Genomic DNA, 20,769 nt, shown 5'->3' on the forward strand with positions numbered 1-20,769 from the left:
TCTTAGGCTTTTGCGTAAACAGCGTCGAGGATGCTTTTGGCGCCTTTGCTGAGTAGTTCTTCAGCCAGGGCCACACCGAGTTTCGTTGCTTCGGTCTTTGGACCTGTAATCACGCCTTCGATGATTTCGCTACCATCTGGGTTACCTACGAGGCCGCGCAGTGTCATCTCATCACCGTGGATTTCGGCAAAGGCACCAATAGGTACTTGGCAGCCGCCTTCGAGGCGAGTATTCATGGCGCGCTCGGCGATCACGCGGTAGCGAGTCTCTAAGTGTTCTAAAGGTGCTAGGAGTGCTTTTACGCGTTCATCGTTAGTGCGGCACTCGATACCGACAGCGCCTTGTCCGTTGGCGGGTAAGGATTCTTCCGCAGAGATAAAGCTGGCGATACGCTCAGACAATTTCAGGCGGATTAAACCTGCAGCAGCCAGGATAATCGCATCGTATTCGCCGTTATCGAGTTTCGCGAGGCGAGTACCGACGTTGCCACGCAGATCTTTGATAATCAGGTCTGGGCGTGAGGCGCGCAGCTGGCACTGACGACGTAGGCTTGAGGTGCCGACTGTGGCGCCAAGTGGCAACTCACTGATTGACTTATAAAGGTTAGACACAAAGGCGTCGCGCGGATCTTCGCGCTCACAAATCACTTCCAGTCCTAAGCCTTCGGGGAAATCCACTGGCACGTCTTTCATCGAGTGCACCGCGATATCGGCTTGGTCTTCCAGCATGGCGACTTCGAGTTCTTTTACGAATAGGCCCTTACCACCAACCTTAGCTAATGGGGTGTCTAAGATAACATCGCCCTTAGTGCTCATTGGCAATAGCTCCACCACGATACCTGGGTGAACGCGTTCTAATTCTGCTTTAACAAATTCTGCTTGCCACATGGCCAGCGGACTCTTGCGGGTAGCGATACGTATGCGGTTTTCAGACATGCCTAGTTTCCATCCGAGATCTTAGTTGCGCCAATGCTAACATTGGCTATTCGTGAATGTAAGGAAGGCGTATCGATTCTTTGAAGTCGGCGGCGTTCTAAATTGGCTTAAAGTGTGACGAACTTCTCATTTGGTTGCTCAACTTTGCAAAAGTGTTAACATGAGCACACTTCTTACTCGTGCTTAAGTGTCGTGTTCTTGGATGGATCAGCAAGGTCAATTTCCTGATATTGCAGAAAGACTTAATCAAGTTCGTATCGCACGAGCTTTAGCCTTGTTGTCGCCGCTTCAAAAGCATTTGTTCCGTTTGATCCCCTTCCTTATTCAGCAGAATAGCGTCCAGTATCCCGGCTTTGTCGATGCCGACACACCGTGTGGGATCCAAGGTTATCGTCCTGATTCACTTGAGGCGCAGGCCTGTGATGTATTTAAGCTCCCCTTTATTGCCAGCGAGGTTGAAAATCCGGCCTTTGAAGGCGTTTACGCTATGGGTAGCACGGCCAGTTTTGGCCAGAATGCCAAGAGTGACGTGGATGTATGGCTAGTGCACCATGCACAGCTGTGTGATGAGGATTTAGCCTTAATCAAATTAAAAGCCGAGCGTTTAACCGCTTGGTTTGCCGAATATCAGTTTGAGGTGAATTTTTACTTAGTTCACCCGCTGCAATTTTCTGGCGATAAATCGCAGCGTTCCGGTTGCCAATCGTCGATGGCCCATGAGCACAGCGGCAGTACGCAACATTGGTTATTACTTGAGGAGTTTTATCGCAGCCAAATTCGGTTAGCGGGTAAAACCATTGCATGGTGGCCCGATGCCAAGCTTAATCCTGAGCTGTTGTACCTAGGTAATGTGCATGAGCTACCGGCGAGTGAGTACTTTGGGGCGTCGCTGTGGCAGCTCTATAAAGGCCTCAATAAACCCCATAAGGCGTTGATAAAAGTACTGCTACTAGAAGCTTACGCGAGTGAATATCCCCATTCGCAACTGTTGTGCGACAGATTGTGGCAAAAGACCTTAGCGGGGGATTTTTCCACCTCTAACGATGCTTATTACGCGATTTATGAGGTCATCGAAGCTTATCTATTAAAGCAGAATGATAATCGTCGACTCGAGATTGTGCGCCGCTGTTTTTATCTCAAATGTGGTGTGTATTTGAGCGTCGCGGACCAAGGCAAAGACTGGCGCTACGCCAAAATGCAAAAGCTCGTGCAAGAATGGCAGTGGCCCGACAGCTTAATTTCGACCTTAGATGACTGTGAGCATTGGCACAGCGGACAATTGAACTGGTTCAATGAACAGCTCAACGAGTTGCTGTTGGCGAGTTACCAAACGCTGTTGCGCTTCGCCTCGACCCATGAGTTGAATGAGGGGCTCAGGATTGAAGAGTTGGGGATGCTCACCCGCAAGCTGCACACTTACTTCAGCCAAGATGAAGATCAAATCGCTAAGTTAAATCTGCTTTGGAGTCGCTCGGTCGCCGAATCTGAAGTGACCATGGTGTCTAGCACTAAGGAAAACCAATATTACCTTTATCGCCAGGGGCCAAAACCGCAAAATCTGTTGGGTGAATCGGCGATATGTAAGGGGAAAACTCCCTCAGCATTGATGATCTGGGCCTGCTTGAACGGCGTGTCGACGCCAGAAACCAAATGGTATGAGTTTGGCCAGAGTAAGGTTAAGTCTCGGCGCCTAACCGAGGCGGCGCGGCGGTTACTGAACTTTATCGACCACGATTGGCGGGTATCGAAACTCGACCTATGCCAGCCCTGGCATTTTAGAAAGCTGATTTTTGTTCTTAATCTCGACTGCGACCCTACCGTCCACTGGCATGGGCAAGAGATGATGGTCGATGTGATGAATGCCAACGTGTTTTCATTAGGCCGTAAGAAGGAAAATATGCTCGGCGCCCTCGATGCCATCTGCCTCAATAGTTGGGGAGAGTGGCAATGCCACCGTTTTGAGGGCGAAACCGCGGTATTGCAGGCGCTATCGTTTGTCACGCCGGGATTAAGGCGAGCGACTCATCCGGTGGATATGGATGTGATTAGCTGCTCGCAAAAACTCAGGCCTCAGCTTAAGTTAGCGGTGAAAAACCTGCTGAAACAAACTGTGCGCCTATGTCAGCAAGTGCAACAATCGAGCACTTTAGTGCAGCCGCTGCAAATCAGTCATACCCGTTATGGGATCTTCTTTAACCCCTTGGGGATGGCGTATCAGGACTTGAGCGATGCTAAATCCTTCTATCAGCAGTTGTCACGCAGTCATCTGGTGCAATTGCCTCGGCCCGAGTTGGGCGACGATCCCTTTTCGAGTATGCCGAAAATTATTCAGAACTTTGCGGCTAAGGGAGCGATTCAATATTTCTTACGGCAGCGGCCCGAAAGCTTGGACGTGTTTATTCTCGATGAAGATAATCAGCTTAGCCATTATGTGCAGCCGGGCTCGAATATGGTGGAGTTGGTCAACAAAGTGAGTCATCACTATGTGTTTGATGAGCATTATGCTGCTAAGGCGAGATTTAATATTCCGCAGTTTTTCCATCTGGTGCGGGTGGCGGGCGAGCTAACGGTGATGCCCTTTGGGGTCGATATCAATAACGCTAACGTGGAGTTTTAAGCGGGAGTTGCTCCCGCTTAGCAATGCTGCACGCGCTTATTAGAAGCTCAGTGCGATACCGCTTTGGCGAAGGATGGAGTCCTGTACAAAGGGCATAAACTCGCCGCCATTACGACCATCAATCCATTTACCATCAACAAAACCAAAGTGATAGCCACCGAAACGGGTCGCAACCCAAATCTCATGCAAAGGCTCTTGTTTGTTGATGACAATTTTCGAACCATCTACAAATTCCAGCTGTAACACGTTACCGCTGGCATCAATATCGACATCGGCGTCTTGTTCATCAATTGCGGTTTCGATAGCGGTCTCTATCGCTTGGAACATGTCATCGGCGAGCTGGTGAAATTCTGTATCTGTCATGGCCATGCATTTCTGTCCTTTGCTTTCGTCAAGATGGGTGCGATTATAAGGCTATTAGTCACCAGATGCACAGATGTTGAGAAAAATGAGACTGTTTTTATTGTTATTGCTTGGTAGCCTATTCATTACAGCATGCGGTCAAAAAGGCCCCCTGTATAAATCCTCTCCCGCAGAGGTGAGTCAGCCTACAAAAATCAAGGCGCCGAAGAGTGAGGCAACCCCTGCCGACACGGCGGCGCCTCAAGCTGAAACTGAAAAAACACAATAATAATCAGCATAATTACAACAAAGCGCAGTAAGGAATCGGACATTGGATCACTTTCTCTACCAAGACAATACCCTGTACGCCGAAGGCTGTCGGGTCAATGATTTAGCCCAGCAGTATGGCACGCCACTGTATATCTATTCCCGTGCGACGCTCGAACGTCACTGGCATGCGTTTAACAATGCGGTGGCCGACCATCCACATTTAGTGTGTTACGCGGTGAAAGCCAACTCAAACTTAGCCGTACTGAACGTCTTGGCTCGTTTAGGCAGTGGTTTTGATATTGTCTCGGGCGGTGAGTTAGCACGGGTGATTGAAGCCGGTGGCGATCCTGCCAAAGTGGTGTTTTCGGGCGTGGGTAAAACCGTTGCCGAAATGGAACAGGCACTTAACCTCGGTATTTATTGCTTTAACGTCGAATCGAGCGCCGAGCTTGAACAACTTAATGACGTTGCAGGCCGCTTAGGTAAAGTTGCCCCAGTGTCACTGCGGGTGAATCCCGATGTCGATGCCGGTACGCATCCTTATATCTCGACGGGCCTTAAAGAGAACAAATTTGGTATCGCCATGGATGAGGCCGAAGTCGTATTCGCCCGTGCCCATGCGCTGCCACATTTACAGGTAAAAGGGGTAGATTGCCATATTGGTTCACAGCTGACCGAGATCCAGCCTTTCCTCGATGCGATGGACAGAATGTTAGCCCTTATCGACCGTCTGGCCGATCAAGGCATTGTGATTGAACACTTCGATGTGGGTGGCGGTTTAGGGGTGACCTATGATGATGAAACCCCGCCGCATCCCGATGTTTACGCTGCTGCACTGCTCGCGCGTTTAGGTGATCGCAAGCTCAAGTTAATTTTCGAGCCGGGTCGTGCCATCGCCGCTAACGCGGGGATTTTCGTCACTCAGGTGCTGTACCTTAAAGAAAACAGCGATAAACGTTTTGCGATTGTCGACGGCGCGATGAACGACTTAATTCGTCCTGCACTCTATAGCGCTTGGCAAAATATCATTCCGGTAAATCCAAGGGATGAACAAGCGCAAGTATTTGATATCGTAGGGCCAGTGTGCGAAACCGGTGACTTTTTAGGTAAAGACAGAGCACTCGCGATTGCGGCGGGGGATTTACTGGTTGTGCGCTCGAGCGGTGCCTACGGTTTTGCCATGGCTTCTAACTATAACACTCGTCCGCGTGCGGCCGAGGTGATGGTCGATGGTGACAAGGCTTATCTGGTGCGTGAGCGAGAAAAATTAGCGCAGCTCTGGCAAGGTGAGCAACTCCTGCCGTAAACTAGAAAATTATATTGATTCAGGCGCTTGGCTAGTTGATGGCGGCGCCTAGGCTTAAAGGATAAGTATCTTGATCCAATTCACTAAGATGCACGGACTGGGCAACGATTTTATGGTGGTCGATGGTGTCACGCAGAACGTGTTCTTTTCGCCTGAGCAGATCCGCCGTTTAGCCGACCGTAACTTTGGCATAGGTTTCGACCAACTTTTACTGGTTGAGCCGCCCTATGATCCCGATTTGGATTTTCACTATCGTATCTTTAATGCCGACGGTGGTGAGGTCGAAAACTGCGGCAATGGCGCCCGTTGTTTTGCGCGCTTTGTTCGTAATAAAGGGCTGACGAATAAGAATAAAATTCGCGTGAGCACCTCTGCGGGTAAGATGACTCTTCGCCTCGAACGTGACGGTACTGTCACTGTGAACATGGGCGTGCCCGTGCTCGACCCAAGCCAAATTCCTTTCAAAGCCAAAAAGGCCGAAAAAACCTATCTGTTGCAGACGCCGCAACAAACCTTTTTATGTGGCGCGGCCTCTATGGGCAATCCCCATTGCGTGCTCGATGTGGAAGATGTTGCCAACGCCAATGTCGCCGAAATTGGCGCGCTGCTCACTAAGCATGAGCGCTTCCCGCGCGGAGTAAACGTCGGCTTTATGCAGGTAGTTAACTCGGGCCATATCAAGCTTAGAGTTTATGAACGTGGTGCGGCCGAGACCTTAGCCTGTGGTACTGGCGCTTGTGCCGCCGTGGTGGTAGGGCAGATCCAAGGCAAACTTGACCAACAGGTACGTGTCGACTTACCGGGGGGCACCTTAACCATCAATTGGGAAGGCGAAGGCAAACCCCTGTGGATGACGGGACCTGCGCAGCACGTTTACGATGGACAAATTCAGTTATGACCGAGCCTTTGATGCCGCAGACCGATCTTCCTTTTGATGAGTTGATTATTCGCGAGTACCTACTCGATAACCCGGACTTTTTTAATCGTTATCCCGAGCTGTTATTGGCGATGCGTTTGCCCCATTCGGAGCGCGGCGCGATTTCCTTGGTCGAGCGTCGTCAAGAGTTACTGCGCCAACGGGTTGGGCAACTCGAAGAAGAAATTACCAGTCTGCTGGCGATGGCGGCGCGCAATGAAAAGATATTCCTGTTTAATACCGAGCTGTCTTTTAAATTACTTAATTGCGTTAATTTAGAAGCGCTTAAAGAAGTGCTGGCCGATAGTTTAAAGACGCAGTTTAATTTTACCCATGTGCGTCTGATCAGCGTGTTAGATGCCGATGTGGAGATGCAAGCGATTTGGGCTCAGCGTCTGCGTAAGGATTACTACTTTGGCCGCTTAACTCAGCAGGAAGCGAAACGCCTGTTTGGTAGCGAAGTGGGCTCAGTCGCGTTAGTGAAGTTAGCCGATGAAATCCCGATGATTTTTGCCGTCGCCAGCCAAGATGCGGCGCATTTCCATCCCGATATGGATAATATGTTGCTCGAACAATTACGCCGATTACTCGCACATATGCTGGCCAAGCTTTAAGGTAGATGGTTCGCCTTGCCTCAATTGCCTAATGATGAGGAGCTGGAGATGACCCCGCAGTGTCAGTCCTATTTGCAGCAGTTTGAAACCTATATGCAGTCAGAGCGCCAGTTATCGGCGCATACGGTTCGCAATTATATGTACGAGTTGCAGCGGGGAAGCGAGTTATTGCCCGAGGGTGTTGATTTGCTCAATGTGGGCCGTGAGCATTGGCAACAAGTGCTTGCTAAGCTGCATCGCAAGGGCTTGAGCCCACGCTCGCTATCATTGTGGTTGTCGGCCATCAAACAGTGGGGAGAGTTTTTATTGCGCTCAGGCGTGATTGAACTTAATCCTGCCAAGGGGCTGAGCGCGCCCAAACAAGCCAAACCGTTACCTAAGAATATCGACGTCGATTCTATCTCGCATCTGCTCGCGATTGAGGGTAATGATCCGCTGACCCTGCGTGATAAAGCCATTATGGAGCTGTTCTACTCCAGCGGATTGCGCTTGGCTGAACTGGCGGCGCTGGACTTATCCAGTGTGCAATACGATCAGCATGAAGTGCGCGTTTTGGGCAAAGGCAACAAAGAGCGCATAGTCCCCGTTGGGCGTTACGCCATAGAGGCCATCAGTGCTTGGCTTAAGTGCCGCAAACAAATTTCCTGTGAAGATAATGCATTGTTTGTCACGGAGAAGGGCAAGCGTTTGTCCCATCGCAGTATTCAGGCGCGCATGAGCAAATGGGGTCAGGAGCAGGCGCTTTCTATGCGGGTGCATCCCCATAAGTTACGCCATTCCTTTGCGACGCACATGCTGGAATCCAGTGCCGATTTGCGGGCGGTGCAGGAATTATTAGGTCACGAAAACCTGTCGACCACGCAAATTTATACCAGTTTAGATTTCCAACACTTAGCTAAGGTGTATGATAACGCCCATCCTAGAGCGAAAAAACAACAGGATAAATAATGCGTTGTTATCTTAGACCCCAGAATATTCGTGCGATCAGCTTCGATCTTGACGATACCTTATACGATAACGAGCCTCATATTCTGAATGCCGAAGCCGAGCTAACGCAGTTTTTGCATCAGGCTTTTCCGCTGACTCAAGCTTGGCAACCGCAGCAATGGCGACTGCTCAAGTTACAGTTGCTACAGCAAAATCCTGCCTTAGCCCATGATACCTCGGCGGCGCGAATTGCGACTCTGCATAAAGGTCTTTCGCTGCTCGGTTATAGCGAGTCGGAGGCAAAACGGGGTGCGCAGGAAGGGTTGGATTGTTTCTATTTCCATCGCAGCCATTTTCAGGTTTCAGACGAAGTCTTGGCGCTGCTCGCGCGCTTATCGGCCCATTTTCGGTTGATTGGTATCACCAATGGCAATGTGGACGCACAGCGCATTGGCTTGAGTGAGGTGTTCGAATTTGTGCTGCATCCTGGTAGTGGTGTACGGATGAAACCCGCTAAAGATATGTTTTCACAGGCTTGTGAAAGGCTGGATATCGGCTTAGACGAACTGCTGCACGTGGGTGATAGTATGAATGCCGATGTTCGCGGTGCGCGCTTAGCGGGCTGCCAGTCGGTCTGGCTCAACCCGAGTTTTGGCCGCGTGGCGTCGCTGCCGATAGCAGCCCTATTACCCCATATGGAAATTGCGACCCTCGATGCTCTGCTGGAGATGTTACTGCCATAATTTGGTTTAAGGAAAGTTGAGCTAAGTTATCCGCTGAATTAAGCGATAGCTTAAGGTGATAAGGATCAAAGATTGCTTCACGGCTTTGCCGTAGAGTGTTCACAATCATTTCACTCGGTTGTTACGCCATCACTAACAAGGAATTTGTATGGTGCGTTTAAGTTTGTTGCTGCTCTTGAGTCTATCTTTTATTGCCCCTGCCTCGGCGCACGAAATCCACTCCGGTGGTGGTTTTATGGCGGGCTTTAACCATCCCGTTTTAGGCTTTGACCATCTCCTTGCCATGTTGAGTGTGGGCATGCTCAGTACGCAATTGGGCGGCCGCGCCATTTGGACTGTGCCTTTAGCCTTTGTGTGTTTTATGTTGGTCGGTGGCATTTTAGGCCTGTATGCGATTCCGGTGCCCTTTGTCGAAATTGGCATTGCGCTATCTGTCTTATTGCTTGGGCTAGCGATAGCTTTTGACCGCCAACTTCCGCTGTTGTTTGCCATGGCCTTTGTGGGCGTGTTTGCGATTTTCCACGGCCATGCCCATGGGATGGAAATGCCCGAACTCGCCAGTCCCATACTCTATGCCTTCGGTTTCTTGTTTGGCACTGCGGTCATTCATCTTGGTGGGGTCATGTTAGGATTAGGCATGCAGCGCCTGACGGGCCAGCGCCGCTTAATGCGGGTATCGGGCGTGGCGATTGCGGCTATGGGCGGATATTTACTCGCTGGCTTTTAATGGCTTAACGCGCCTTGAGTTGCTTAGTGCAATGATGGGCGCGGCGCAGCATTTGCGTGACCTGTCTTCGGCTGGCGTGCATGTCGGCATCCCCCACGCGAAAATAAGTCCCCGTATAAGCATCGGTGCCGATAAACACGGGCTTAAGATGCTCTGGCGCGAGTGGTACACGAATTCTTATCAGCTTTTTATTCATGATTTCAATCAGCTGCACATCGGAAATCGCCAGAATATTATGGCTGGTGCGGCTTGGATCATCGAGGATTTCCCAAAACTCCTGCAACACGGGCAGGGGATTAGGAATGCCTTCAATGGTGAAATGACCATGTTCTTCACGTACCCCGAGGATAATCTCGCCACCTAAGGTGTTAGCGAAGGAGCTATAGGTCGCCCAAATATCTTCGGGGAGCTGACCTTGACCATCGCGGCCCCGCGCGAGTTTGAACTCCACTTGGGCGGACTCATGCAGTGAACCAATATCATCGAGTGCGAATGTTGGGTATGTCATGGCGGCGGCTCCTTGCGTAGCACACCACTTTTTGTAACACGCCAAAATAACAAAGGCCAGCAGTTGTGCTGGCCTTTGTTGTGAATCAGCAGTCTGTACTAGGCGAGTTGTAGCGCCTTAGGGAAGAGAATGTTGTTCTCTAAATGGATGTGTCGGTGCAAGTCTGCCTCAAATTCGACCAGAGTCGCGTAACAAACGCGCCATGTGGTGCAGGCGTATTCCGGCGGCGTAAAATCATTGGTTAACTCGTGTAGCTTTTGCAAAATTTGCCCAGCTTCTTCGTGCTCGTATTGCATCGCATTGATGGGGTTGCCTATGTGCCCAAAACAACCTTGCACTTGCTCACCTCGGCTCATGGCGCGGATCGCGGGGAAGAGGATATTTTCTTCCTTCATCAAATGCGGCATTAAGTCTTCAATTAAGGCGCGCACCCAGCCAGCGAAGGGAATGATCTCCGCATAATGCTCACCATGGGCGCGTACCATTTTCTCTGAATATTCGAGCAATAACGGCGCCTTAGCGCGAACATATTGATGATGGGTGCGCTCGATGTAATCGATCAACTGGTCGAGTGGCAATTGATTGAGTTCATCTTCTTTGGCTCCCGAGTGGGAAACGGCCTCCAGTGCGGCGACGACTTGCTCAGGATTGGCCTCTGCTCGCTCGCAGGCATTAACGAGTGCTCGACCACCCCCGCAGCAGAAATCGATACCAAATTGGCTAAACACGTGGGCGCGGCGAAAATCCTCTGCGACCAATTCCCCCACTTTGCGTTCAAGCCATGGGGTGATTGAGGCTGACTGTGCTTCAACTGGGTTTTCGGATGAGAGATGGGCAGATAACATAGCAACACTCCAAAGCGAGAATAATTTTACATGCATAATATTTGCAGCTTTATATTCGCGCAATAAATCCTGACTAAATTAGTCGGGCATATCACATTTTATGTTGTGAAATATCTCTAAGTGAGTAGGCAAAGTTGCCTTAAAGGTCAGCGCGGTTCTATTACTTTGCTGTGGCGGGGAATTGTCGCTAAGAAAGCAAAAAGGCGAGTCATTGCTGACTCGCCTTTTTAATACAACAGCTTAATCCTTGCGGATTAGTTCATGCCGTATTTCTTTAATTTTTTACGCAGAGTACCACGGTTGATACCTAGCATGTTTGCTGCGCGGGTTTGGTTGCCGCGAGTGTGTTGCATGATGATGTCAAGCAGAGGTGCTTCAACTTCACTTAGCACCATTTCATACACTTCTTGTGCTTCCTGACCGTCCAACTGTGCGAAGAAGTTAGTTACGGCACGCTTAACAGCGTCACGTAATAACTGGGGCTTGATAGTGCCGTTTGCGGTTTCGATTTTGCCAACGGTAAGCTGGTGAACTTCTGTGTTAGTTGTCTGATCAAACATTCTATTCTGCTCTTTATTAATTCTGTACTAATTCATCAAAATAATATTCCACCAGGGAATACTGTTCTGCAGCGGTTTCCAGCTGATTAAAGTCAGCCCGGAACTGGCGCTGATCCTCTTGGTCTAGGTACCATCCAATATGCTTTCTGGCGAAGCGGATACCCTTATATTCACCATACAAATCATAAAGTTTGGTGAGGTGTTCCAGCATCACTTGACGCTGTTCAGCCACCTCAATGGGCGCTAGCTTATTACCCGTATCCAAGTAGTGCTGGATTTCTCTGAAAATCCAAGGCCGTCCTTGAGCACCCCGTCCTATCATCAGAGCATCGACACCGGTATAGTCCAGCACGAAGCGGGCTTTCTCCGGACTGTCGATATCCCCATTCGCGACAACAGGAATCGAGACATTCTGTTTAATTGCTTTGATGGTGTCGTACTCGGCGTCGCCTCTGTACATGCATTGTCTCGTGCGGCCGTGAACGGCGAGCGAGGCGATACCACAATCCTCAGCAATCTGGGCGATTTGAACACCGTTCCTGTGTTCAGGCTCCCAACCTGTGCGAATCTTTAACGTGACAGGCACCTCTACTGCAGCGACCACGGCTTGTAAAATTTCTTTCACTAAGGGTGGATTTTGCATTAGGGCAGAACCTGCCAGCTTTTTATTCACTTTTTTTGCCGGGCATCCCATGTTGATATCAATGATGTGGGCACCTTGTTCGACGTTGAACTGGGCGGCCTGCGCCATTAACTCTGGATCTGCACCTGCAATTTGCACTGAGCGAATACCTTCCTCGCCGGAATGCGTCATACGCTGGCGGCTCTTATCTGTGTCCCAAACTTCAGGATTCGATGAAAGCATCTCCGACACCGCTAAGGCTGCACCATAACGAAGACAGAGATTACGGAAAGCTTGATCGGTGACACCTGCCATTGGTGCCACGATCAGCTGATTCTTCAGTTGATAGGGTCCAATCTGCATTTACTGTTTCACCTTAGCTCTTCAAAGGGGCGCTATAGTAGCCCTTTTTATTGGCCGTGAAAAGGTCAATAAATGACCTAGGAGCAATTTTTTTTCTTGACTTTTTAGCCTTGAGAAGTCATCGACAAAATAAGCCTAAGCCAGTGGTGGCGCATGTTGCGCCACCCTTTAGCGTTATTTGCGCTTACCTGTCAAGCGGCTCCAATCTTCTTTGTGAGCCGCTTCGTCCATGTCGAACCATTGGCTATAGAAGTCAGAGATTTCTTGCGCTTGCTCTTTAAGCAGTCCTGAGAGGGCTAATTTACCGCCAGATTTGACGCGCTCGGCGATAAGGGGGGCAAGTTCACGCAGTGGGCCTGCGAGAATATTGGCAACTAACACATCGGCCTTAAGATCGGCGGGTTGATCTTCTGGCAGATAAAGTGCTAATTGGTCGGCAACATCATTACGCTCGGCATTGGCTTTAGAGGCTTCGATGGCTTGATAGTCGATATCGATACCTGTGACCTTTTTTGCGCCCAGTTTCAGCGCCGCCACGGCGAGAATGCCTGAGCCGCAGCCAAAGTCGATCACTTCTTCGTTGCTGAGATCTAAGCTATCTAACCACTCTAAACACAGTGCTGTCGTTGGGTGAGTGCCTGTGCCGAAGGCAAGGCCCGGATCTAAGATCACGTTCACTGCGCTTGGATCGGGAACTTCACGCCAGCTTGGGCAAATCCATAGGCGTTTACCAAATTGGATTGGGTGGTAGTTATCCATCCACTCGCGAACCCAGTCTTTATCTTCAATTTGCTCGATTTTGTGGCTGAAGTGCTCGCCTAAAAACGGCAGGGTTTTCAGCATCTCGATAGTCGGTGCGAGATCTGTGTCAGCCTCGAACAGGGCAACCACTACGGTATCTTGCCACAGAGGGGTTTCGCCCAGTTTAGGCTCAAAAATCGGGGTGTCTTTACCATCTTCAAAGGTAATAGAAACGGCGCCTTCTTCCATAAGTAAGTCGCTGATGGTTTCAGCATCGTCACTGTTAGTGTTAATGCGAAGTTGGATCCAAGGCATGGGTAAAATCCTGTGGCTAGGTTTAAAAAATATCGCGCTATTGTATACCCAAACTGCGCTAATTTGCAGAATTCGATGGCAATTAAACGTGAGTGATGGTGATGAGGTGGGTTGAGGGATTCGTGCTAAAAATCTAGGGAGTTTTGGGTAGTAAACGAGGTTTATTTCAGCATGGACAAGGAGTTAGCTTGTCAGCTGTTGGTTGTACGCAAAATCGAACCGCTCGTTTCGATTTTTAATGTAAAGCCATGAAATATAATGGTTAATTGGTTTTACCTTTGTTTGGTTTTTACGGCTTTTTTGTGATCCTCTTCTAAGAGTTGACGCTTATCCCGTGAGTTGCCTCACGCTTTAAATCTGTGACACTCAGCCGCGTTTTTTGTTGCTGCTATGGTGTAGTTTGCAAAGAGGCGTCAACAAACCATTAAAGGGTAAAAGCAAGATGACAAGCGTAACGCGCGTTCACACTAGCGTGAAAACACAGGGGATAGGTCACCCTTGGTCGGCCAAGGCCGATAGATTACAGAGCGCGACTGGTATTATGCTGGGCTGCTTTCTGTTGTTACATATGCATTTCGAGTCGAGCATTCTGCTGGGTAAAGAGGCCTTTTACCATGTGGTGCAGTTGCTCGAAGGCGGTATGTTTAGCAGTACGGGCCATGGCTTTCCGATTGTCACTAAAGTCTTCTCAGTGTTTATGCTGCTCGTGGTGATTCTACATGCAGCCGTTGCTCTTAGACGGTTTCCGGCGCAGCTTGGGCAGTGGCGAGCGTTGCGATCACATTTAGGTGGCATTAAACATCGCGATACCCATGCTTGGTTTTGGCAGTTGATCACGGGTTTTATTCTGTTTTTCCTGGTGCCAGTGCACCTCTTTACCATGATCTTAAATCCTGAAATTGGTCCACATTTATCGGCCGAGCGTGTCTATCACGATAATGCTTGGTTGCTCTACGCCCTGTTGCTGCCCGCGGTCGTCATCCACGCCATGATTGGTTTATACCGAGTGGCGGTTAAGTGGGGCATCACGACCCAGCGCTCCGGCTTACGTAAGCTTGCTAAGGTATTGATTATCTATTTGTTATGCCTAGGTGGTGCGAGCTTAGTCTCCTATATGTTTATCGGTAGTGAGCTAAGTGTGCCGGTGCAGCCTTATGTGCCCCATTGATTGAAATCCAATTCTGCTGCGTTTATCCCTGATGGATTTGGGCGCAGCAGGATTTTGTTTCGCTGCTAATATTTAAGCATTCGATTAATTATTCGCCTCCTAGTTGATCTAACTCAGGTTTTTTGATGGATTTGTGAGCGATATTAATTTTCGAGGACAACTTATTAAGCAGGGCTCTCAGGAGCCTGCGGCGCGAGGCGAAAGCAATGGCAATCAAACTAAGTATAAAAAAATGGAGTGCGTGGCTGGATTTAAGCCAGAGTTTGTCGGGTGTCATTCTGGCGGTGTTTTTGTGGACCCACTTAGTGCTGGTGTCGTCCATTTTATTGGGTGGCGATGCCATGAACTGGGTGGCTCGCACTATGGAGCTAAGTTTTCTCTCCAGTGATGGCCATGGCTATCCCTGGGTGGTGACTTGTATTGCCGTCGGTATTGCCGCCCTTGCATTGGTGCATGTGATTGTGGCACTGCAAAAGTTACCCATGAGTTTGCGCCAGCAAAGAGCGCTCAAACAACAGATGCAAGTGATCAATCACAGTGATACTCGCCTCTGGCGTTGGCAGGCCATTACGGGCGTGGTGATCCTGTTATTGCTGCCAGTGCATCTGTGGCTTATTGGCTCGGCGCCAGAAACCATAGGCCCGCAGGGCAGTGCAGAGCGGATTTGGAACCAAGGCGTGTGGATGGTGTATCTGCCGCTATTGCTGACGGTGGAGTTACATGCAGCCATCGGGATTTACCGCGTAGCACTGAAGTGGGGGGCTGCGCGGGATCTCAATAGTCGCAGCCGTTTACGTAAGATTAAAACCATTGTGAGTATCGCGTTTGTCACGGTAGGGATTGCCTCCTTATTGGCATTTTTACCCCACGCGAGTTAGCGAATATAACAAAAGAGTGTTGTCCTAAAACAATAACAGCAGTACCCGTTAAGGAGCAGGCGTGAAACTGATTTATACCGATTCATTAGTGGTTGGTGCCGGATTGGCTGGCCTGAGGGTGGCCATTGCCTCTAAAGAGCGCGGGTTAGATACCTTAGTGCTATCGCTTATCCCCGCTAAACGTTCTCACTCTGCGGCGGCGCAGGGCGGAATGCAGGCAAGCCTTGGTAATGCAGTCAAAGGCATGGGCGATGATGAAGACGTGCACTTTCAAGATACGGTGAAAGGATCGGACTGGGGCTGCGATCAAGAAGTCGCCAGAATGTTTGCCCATTGTGCGCCTAAGGCGGTGCGTGAATTAGCCAACTGGGGCGTGCCTTGGACACGTGTAACCGCAGGCCCGAGGGACGTCATTGTTAACGCACAAAAAGTCACCTTGCAGGAAGCCGAAGAAGCCCACGGTCTGATCAATGCCCGTGACTTTGGTGGCACCAAAAAGTGGCGCACCTGCTACACCGCCGACGGTACCGGCCACTCCTTACTCTATGCTATGGATAACAAAGCGATTTCGATGGATATTCCTGTCCACGAACGCGTCGAAGCGCTCTCTATTATCCACGACGGTCAACGTTGCCACGGGGTAATTGCCCGCTGTTTAATCACGGGCGAGTTGCGTGCCTATGTCGCGAAATCGACCACTATCGCCACCGGTGGCTATGGCCGCATTTATGAAGTCTCAACCAACGCGATTATCTGCGAGGGTATAGGTCAGGCGCTGGCGCTCGAAACGGGCGTTGCGACCCTTGGCAACATGGAAGCGGTACAGTTCCACCCAACGGCGATTGTGCCCGTGGGGATTTTAACCACAGAAGGTTGCCGTGGTGATGGTGGCTTGCTGCGGGATAAAGACGGTTACCGTTTTATGCCGGACTATGAACCAGAGAAGAAAGAGCTGGCGTCGCGGGACGTGGTGTCTCGCCGTATGACTGAACATATGCGTAAAGGTAAGGGCGTCGATAGCCCCTATGGCCCGCATTTATGGCTCGATATCACCCTACTTGGGCGTAAGCATATCGAAACCAACCTGCGTGAAGTGCAGGAGATTTGCGAAAACTTCCTCGGGATTGATCCCGCGAAGGACTGGATCCCTGTTCGTCCAACTCAGCACTATTCCATGGGCGGGATCCGCACTAAGGCAACGGGCGAGAGTCCGCAGCTTAAGGGCTTATTCAGCGTCGGCGAAGCGGCCTGTTGGGATATGCATGGCTTTAACCGCTTGGGTGGTAACTCGCTCGCCGAAACCGTGGTGGGTGGCATGATTATCGGCAAATATGTGGCTGATTTTTGTGAGAATAATAGCCTTGAAATCGACACTCAGCTTGCCGAAAAATTTATGCGACAGGTACAGACTGAAATCGACACCTTAGTCGATGGCGAAGGCCATGAAAGCCCCTTCGAACTGAAGCGCGAAATGCAGCGGATTATGATGGATTACGTGGGGATTTTCCGTAACGGCCCTGAGCTCGATAAGGCGGTGACTGAGCTAAAGGCGCTGCTTGAACGCTCACGTAAGCTCGGAGTTAAGTGTAAGAAACGCCACGCTAACCCCGAGCTGGTAGAAGCGCTAAGGGTGAAGCGGATGCTCAAGGTGGCGCTAACTGTGGCCTGTGGCGCAGCCGCGCGTACCGAAAGCCGTGGTGCCCACGCCCGTGAGGATTATCCGCAGCGTAATGACAGAGACTGGCTCAACCGTACTCTCGCCAGTTGGCCCGATGCCGAGGCGTTGGCCCCCGTTTTAAGCTACGAGCCGTTGGATGTGATGAAGATGGAGCTGCCGCCGGGATACCGGGGTTATGGTATCGATAATGCCATCGCACACCCCGATACAGCCAAACGCGAGCAACAAATTGCCGAGATTTTGGCTGGGCTGGGTGATGATGCCGATCGTTATCAACGCCAAGCGGCGCTGATGCCATTCGAGCTGCCGCCGAGCTTACAAGCTAAAAATGAACGTTTAAGCGATACCTTACAAAGACCATCAGCCAATGTGCTAGGAGAAAAATCATAATGAGCCAAGGTCGCCAGTTAACCTTTAATATTTTTCGTTATGATCCGCAGGAGCCAAATGATAAGCCGAAGATGGTGCGTTATCAGCTCACCGAAACGCCGGGCATGACGGTATTTATTGCACTCAATAAGCTCAGAGAAGAGCAAGATACGTCGTTGCAGTTTGACTTTGTCTGTCGGGCGGGGATTTGCGGCAGTTGCGCCATGGTGATCAATGGTTTCCCAACCTTAGCTTGCCGCACCTTAACCGCCAAATATCCCAAGGGAGAAATCACCCTAATGCCATTACCTGGCTTTGAATTGATTGGTGATTTATCTGTTAACACGGGTAAGTTTATGCGTGAACTCGCCGAGCGCTTGAAGCTGTGGTTACACCCCAAAGCGAATGATATCAGTATCCATCACCTCGAAGAGCCTATGGCGCCAGAGGAAGCGGCGCGGCTCTATGAATTAGAGCGCTGCGTCGAGTGCGGGGTTTGTGTATCAGCCTGCGCGACCAAACAAATGCGTGAGACCTTTGTTGGGGCCGTGGGGATGATGAAAATCGCCCGCTTTGAACTCGATAGCCGCGATGCGCGCACGGCTGAAGATTTTTACCATGTGATTGGTAATCAGGACGGCGTGTTTGGTTGTATGACCTTGCTCGGCTGCCAAGACAACTGTCCGAAGGATTTGCCTCATATGCAGCAGATAGCCTATCTGCGCCGCAAAATGGCGATGACCTTAGTTTAATTTCTGTTAGCTGTTTGATTCAAAAAGCAAAGCGCCTGATTAGGCGCTTTTTACTTGGTGAGGTTAGCAGGCATAGGCCTTGTAAATGCTCGCCTTGTCCATGATAGCGTTTGAGCTAGTCACAAAGTCGTTAAAGTGCGGGCTTGCCATATGCGCATCCAAGGCTGCTTGGGATTGCCACACCTCATACATCCAAAACTGATCGGCATCCTCTATGGATTGGTGCAGCGTGTATTCTAAGCAACCGGCCTCGGTCAGGGTTGCTTTAACCAGCTGCTTAAGGACGTGAGACAAGGCTTTGCCTTGGCCAGAACGAGCTTGAATTTGCGCAAAAACTGTCACTTTCATTGGCTAAATCCTTCGAGCACGATTTTACCTATGGCCTTACCCGACTCTATTGGTGCATGGGCTTTAAGCAAGTTTTGCGCATTAATGGCGCCATAGTGTTCGCCAAAGGTACTTTGAACTGTGCCTGCATCAATCAGCTCGGCGATACGATTGAGCAGATGATGCTGAGCAATCATGTCTTCGGTTTGAAAGAGGCTGCGGGTAAACATGAGCTCCCAATGTAGCGACAGGCTTTTAAGTTTAAGCTTCATCACGTCCAGTGGACCGACGGGATCGTCAATGAGTGCCAGTTTACCTTGGGGTCTGAGGACTTTTACGATTTCGTCAAAGTGCTTATCGGTTTGGGTTAGGCTAATCACATGGGTGACATCGGCAATATCCCACTTCGCCAGTTCCTGCGAGAGTGGCTGTTGGTGATTGATAACCTGATTCGCGCCTAACTTTTTCACCCAAGCGGCAGATTCGGGGCGTGATGCTGTGCCAATTACCTCGGCGCCAGTCAGCTTGACCGCAAGTTGGGTGATGATAGAACCTACACCTCCAGCGGCACCGATAATCAAAATTCGCGCATTCGTGGCCGAGCCATCCTGAGGTAAGCCTAAGCGATCAAACAATAGCTCCCAAGCCGTAATACTGGTTAGGGGGAGGGCTGCAGCCTGGGCATTGCTTAAGGTTTGCGGTTTATGGCCCACAATGCGCTCATCGACTAACTGATACTCGGCATAACTGCCGCTGCGGCTAATATCGCCGGCATACCAGACTTCATCGCCCACCTTAAACAGGCTCACCTTTTCACCCACGGCTTTAACGACTCCGACCGCATCCCAACCGAGGATTTTATATTCCCCTGTTGGAGCTGAGCTCGATGTGCGGATTTTGGTATCGACGGGATTAACGGATATGGCTTTTACCTCAACTAACAGGTCAAAACCTTGCGGTGTAGGTTCGGGTAAGGTGATGTTTTGTAATGCATTGGGTGCATCGACGGCTCCCGCGGTTTGATAACCTATGGCTTTCATCTTGATTCCTCGCTTGCGGCTGGTGCCTGTACTTGTCAATGGCAACTATTGTGTGGAATATTAAAGCCTAGATAAACGGGGTAAACTTTGTAATTTTTTCAAAGGATTTTTGAAAATCATGCTGCTGAATGATCTCGCACTATTTGTTCGCGTTGCCGACTGCGGCAGTATTTCGGCTGCCGCGGTCGAAATGGAACTCTCGGCAGCATCTGCAAGCGCAGCGATTAAACGGCTTGAAAAACAACTTGATACCAGCCTTTTTGTACGTACGACCCGAAGCCTTAGATTAACCGCACAGGGAGAGCGTTACCTTATCCATTGCCGCCGTGCCTTAAGTGATCTTGCACTCGGGGAGCAGGCGATCGCCAGCGATAAAGGTAAAGTCTCTGGTACCTTGAGCCTCTCAGTTTCATCCGATTTTGGGCGTAACTTATTCGTCCCTTGGCTCGATGATTTCCTGTTAGATTTTCCGCAGCTACAGGTGCGACTGCATTTGGGTGATAACATCAGCAGCTTTTACCACGACAAAATTGATGTCGCGGTGCGTTACGGTAAACCGCAGGACTCCAATCAGGTCGCATTTCCGATTTGCTGCGCCGACCGATTACTATGCGCTTCACCTGAATATCTCGCCAAGTTTGGTAAACCCGAAACCTTAGAACAGTTAGCTCAGCACAATTGTTTGTTTTATAAACTCGATGACCGCACCCATGATCAATGGCAATTTGAGCGTGATGGCCAGGAATTTAAAATCCGCGTGACGGGTAATCGCAGCGCCAATGATGCTGAAATTGCGCGCCGCTGGGCCGTGGCTGGTAAGGGTTTAGTGTTCAAGTCGAGCTTAGATCTGGCGGAGGATATTATGGCTGGGCGCCTTGTGCCCTTGCTGCCCGAATATCGGGGCGAATCGGTCAATTTATACTTAGTGTGCCCTGGGCGTGAGCATGTCACGCCCGTGGTGCTGTTACTTCGTGAAATGCTCAGGCAACAGACTCAAGCCTTAAGCCGTGCCCTAGCGACATACCTTAAGTCTGAAACGCAGTTTAAATAACAATTGAATGCGGGAATCTAAGGGAGTTCGCTGAGGTTTGATAAGTGGATTACCTTCGTGATTTCCTCTCTGAAGAGGGCTCAACGCTCTGTGATTTAATCTTGCACTGCCAAACTCGGCGCAATAAAAAAGCCGCATTAAGCGGCTTTTTTGAA

The 20,769-nt window shown here is 50.1% G+C and carries 22 protein-coding genes; 13 read left to right on the top strand and 9 right to left on the bottom strand.

Annotated elements, in window-relative coordinates:
• Positions 1 to 2: 2 nt before the first annotated feature.
• Positions 3 to 935, bottom strand: a complete 933-nt coding sequence (gene hemC / locus SHEWANA3_RS02060; protein WP_011621194.1) for a hydroxymethylbilane synthase — start codon at positions 933 to 935, stop codon at positions 3 to 5.
• Between the two features lie 202 nt (positions 936 to 1,137).
• Between hemC and SHEWANA3_RS02065 the strand changes: the two genes are divergently transcribed.
• The gene (locus SHEWANA3_RS02065) at positions 1,138 to 3,552 is read left to right on the top strand and encodes a class I adenylate cyclase (protein WP_011715612.1); all 2,415 of its coding nucleotides are present in this window, start codon (positions 1,138 to 1,140) and stop codon (positions 3,550 to 3,552) included.
• Between the two features lie 39 nt (positions 3,553 to 3,591).
• On the opposite strand, the gene cyaY is transcribed toward SHEWANA3_RS02065, so the two are convergent.
• Entirely contained in the window at positions 3,592 to 3,921 is a 330-nt protein-coding gene (gene cyaY / locus SHEWANA3_RS02070; RefSeq protein ID WP_011621196.1) for an iron donor protein CyaY, read from the bottom strand.
• Between the two features lie 67 nt (positions 3,922 to 3,988).
• Between cyaY and SHEWANA3_RS02075 the strand changes: the two genes are divergently transcribed.
• From SHEWANA3_RS02075 to SHEWANA3_RS02105, 7 genes are all read left to right on the top strand, one after another.
• Entirely contained in the window at positions 3,989 to 4,183 is a 195-nt protein-coding gene (locus tag SHEWANA3_RS02075; protein WP_011715613.1) for a lipoprotein, read from the top strand.
• Between the two features lie 42 nt (positions 4,184 to 4,225).
• Entirely contained in the window at positions 4,226 to 5,470 is a 1,245-nt protein-coding gene (gene lysA, locus SHEWANA3_RS02080; protein ID WP_011715614.1) for a diaminopimelate decarboxylase, read from the top strand.
• Positions 5,471 to 5,540: 70 nt separating this feature from the next.
• Positions 5,541 to 6,368 carry a diaminopimelate epimerase gene (gene dapF, locus SHEWANA3_RS02085; RefSeq protein WP_011715615.1) on the top strand — a complete coding sequence of 276 codons (828 nt, stop codon included), beginning with the start codon at positions 5,541 to 5,543 and terminating at the stop codon, positions 6,366 to 6,368.
• Positions 6,365 to 7,000, top strand: a complete 636-nt coding sequence (locus tag SHEWANA3_RS02090; RefSeq protein ID WP_011627404.1) for a DUF484 family protein — start codon at positions 6,365 to 6,367, stop codon at positions 6,998 to 7,000. The genes dapF and SHEWANA3_RS02090 overlap by 4 nt, the downstream gene beginning before the upstream one ends.
• A gap of 48 nt (positions 7,001 to 7,048) precedes the next feature.
• Positions 7,049 to 7,948 (top strand): tyrosine recombinase XerC, encoded by a 900-nt coding sequence (gene xerC / locus SHEWANA3_RS02095; RefSeq protein WP_011621200.1) that lies wholly within the window; start codon positions 7,049 to 7,051, stop codon positions 7,946 to 7,948.
• Positions 7,948 to 8,670: an HAD-IA family hydrolase gene (locus SHEWANA3_RS02100; protein ID WP_011715616.1), complete on the top strand. Its 723-nt coding sequence runs from the start codon at positions 7,948 to 7,950 to the stop codon at positions 8,668 to 8,670. Before xerC ends, SHEWANA3_RS02100 begins: the two co-directional genes overlap by 1 nt.
• A 148-nt stretch (positions 8,671 to 8,818) precedes the next feature.
• Entirely contained in the window at positions 8,819 to 9,397 is a 579-nt protein-coding gene (locus SHEWANA3_RS02105) for a HupE/UreJ family protein (RefSeq protein WP_011715617.1), read from the top strand.
• A 4-nt stretch (positions 9,398 to 9,401) separates the two neighbouring features.
• Here the strand turns inward: SHEWANA3_RS02105 and SHEWANA3_RS02110 are convergent, their stop codons facing one another.
• From SHEWANA3_RS02110 to prmA, 5 genes are all read right to left on the bottom strand, one after another.
• Positions 9,402 to 9,905: an ATP-binding protein gene (locus SHEWANA3_RS02110; RefSeq protein ID WP_011715618.1), complete on the bottom strand. Its 504-nt coding sequence runs from the start codon at positions 9,903 to 9,905 to the stop codon at positions 9,402 to 9,404.
• 98 nt (positions 9,906 to 10,003) lie between these two features.
• Positions 10,004 to 10,750 (bottom strand): iron-sulfur cluster repair di-iron protein, encoded by a 747-nt coding sequence (ric, locus tag SHEWANA3_RS02115; RefSeq protein WP_011715619.1) that lies wholly within the window; start codon positions 10,748 to 10,750, stop codon positions 10,004 to 10,006.
• Between the two features lie 254 nt (positions 10,751 to 11,004).
• Complete coding sequence (gene fis / locus SHEWANA3_RS02120) at positions 11,005 to 11,310, bottom strand: DNA-binding transcriptional regulator Fis (protein WP_006083371.1); 306 nt, start codon at positions 11,308 to 11,310, stop codon at positions 11,005 to 11,007.
• Positions 11,311 to 11,326: 16 nt separating this feature from the next.
• Positions 11,327 to 12,295 (bottom strand): tRNA dihydrouridine synthase DusB, encoded by a 969-nt coding sequence (dusB, locus tag SHEWANA3_RS02125; RefSeq protein WP_011621205.1) that lies wholly within the window; start codon positions 12,293 to 12,295, stop codon positions 11,327 to 11,329.
• 174 nt (positions 12,296 to 12,469) lie between these two features.
• The gene (prmA, locus tag SHEWANA3_RS02130) at positions 12,470 to 13,351 is read right to left on the bottom strand and encodes a 50S ribosomal protein L11 methyltransferase (protein WP_011621206.1); all 882 of its coding nucleotides are present in this window, start codon (positions 13,349 to 13,351) and stop codon (positions 12,470 to 12,472) included.
• A 442-nt stretch (positions 13,352 to 13,793) separates the two neighbouring features.
• Here prmA and SHEWANA3_RS02135 point away from each other — a divergent pair, with 442 nt between their 5' ends.
• The 4 genes from SHEWANA3_RS02135 (at position 13,794) to SHEWANA3_RS02150 (ending at position 18,196) form a co-directional block, all read left to right on the top strand.
• Positions 13,794 to 14,519 carry a fumarate reductase cytochrome b subunit gene (locus SHEWANA3_RS02135; protein WP_011621207.1) on the top strand — a complete coding sequence of 242 codons (726 nt, stop codon included), beginning with the start codon at positions 13,794 to 13,796 and terminating at the stop codon, positions 14,517 to 14,519.
• Between the two features lie 206 nt (positions 14,520 to 14,725).
• Complete coding sequence (locus SHEWANA3_RS02140) at positions 14,726 to 15,397, top strand: fumarate reductase cytochrome b subunit (protein ID WP_011621208.1); 672 nt, start codon at positions 14,726 to 14,728, stop codon at positions 15,395 to 15,397.
• Positions 15,398 to 15,458: 61 nt separating this feature from the next.
• Positions 15,459 to 17,465: a fumarate reductase flavoprotein subunit gene (locus tag SHEWANA3_RS02145; protein WP_011715620.1), complete on the top strand. Its 2,007-nt coding sequence runs from the start codon at positions 15,459 to 15,461 to the stop codon at positions 17,463 to 17,465.
• Positions 17,465 to 18,196, top strand: coding sequence for a fumarate reductase iron-sulfur subunit (locus SHEWANA3_RS02150; RefSeq protein ID WP_011715621.1), 732 nt, complete (start codon positions 17,465 to 17,467; stop codon positions 18,194 to 18,196). The genes SHEWANA3_RS02145 and SHEWANA3_RS02150 overlap by 1 nt, the downstream gene beginning before the upstream one ends.
• Positions 18,197 to 18,259: 63 nt before the next feature.
• Here the strand turns inward: SHEWANA3_RS02150 and SHEWANA3_RS02155 are convergent, their stop codons facing one another.
• Entirely contained in the window at positions 18,260 to 18,544 is a 285-nt protein-coding gene (locus SHEWANA3_RS02155) for a putative quinol monooxygenase (protein WP_011715622.1), read from the bottom strand.
• Positions 18,541 to 19,563, bottom strand: a complete 1,023-nt coding sequence (locus SHEWANA3_RS02160; RefSeq protein WP_011715623.1) for a zinc-binding alcohol dehydrogenase family protein — start codon at positions 19,561 to 19,563, stop codon at positions 18,541 to 18,543. The genes SHEWANA3_RS02155 and SHEWANA3_RS02160 overlap by 4 nt, the downstream gene beginning before the upstream one ends.
• Before the next feature lie 118 nt (positions 19,564 to 19,681).
• Here SHEWANA3_RS02160 and SHEWANA3_RS02165 point away from each other — a divergent pair, with 118 nt between their 5' ends.
• Positions 19,682 to 20,614 carry a LysR family transcriptional regulator gene (locus SHEWANA3_RS02165; protein ID WP_011715624.1) on the top strand — a complete coding sequence of 311 codons (933 nt, stop codon included), beginning with the start codon at positions 19,682 to 19,684 and terminating at the stop codon, positions 20,612 to 20,614.
• Positions 20,615 to 20,769 lie beyond the last annotated feature (155 nt).

It is taken from the genome of Shewanella sp. ANA-3, assembly GCF_000203935.1.
In the GTDB taxonomy this organism is placed as follows: domain Bacteria; phylum Pseudomonadota; class Gammaproteobacteria; order Enterobacterales; family Shewanellaceae; genus Shewanella.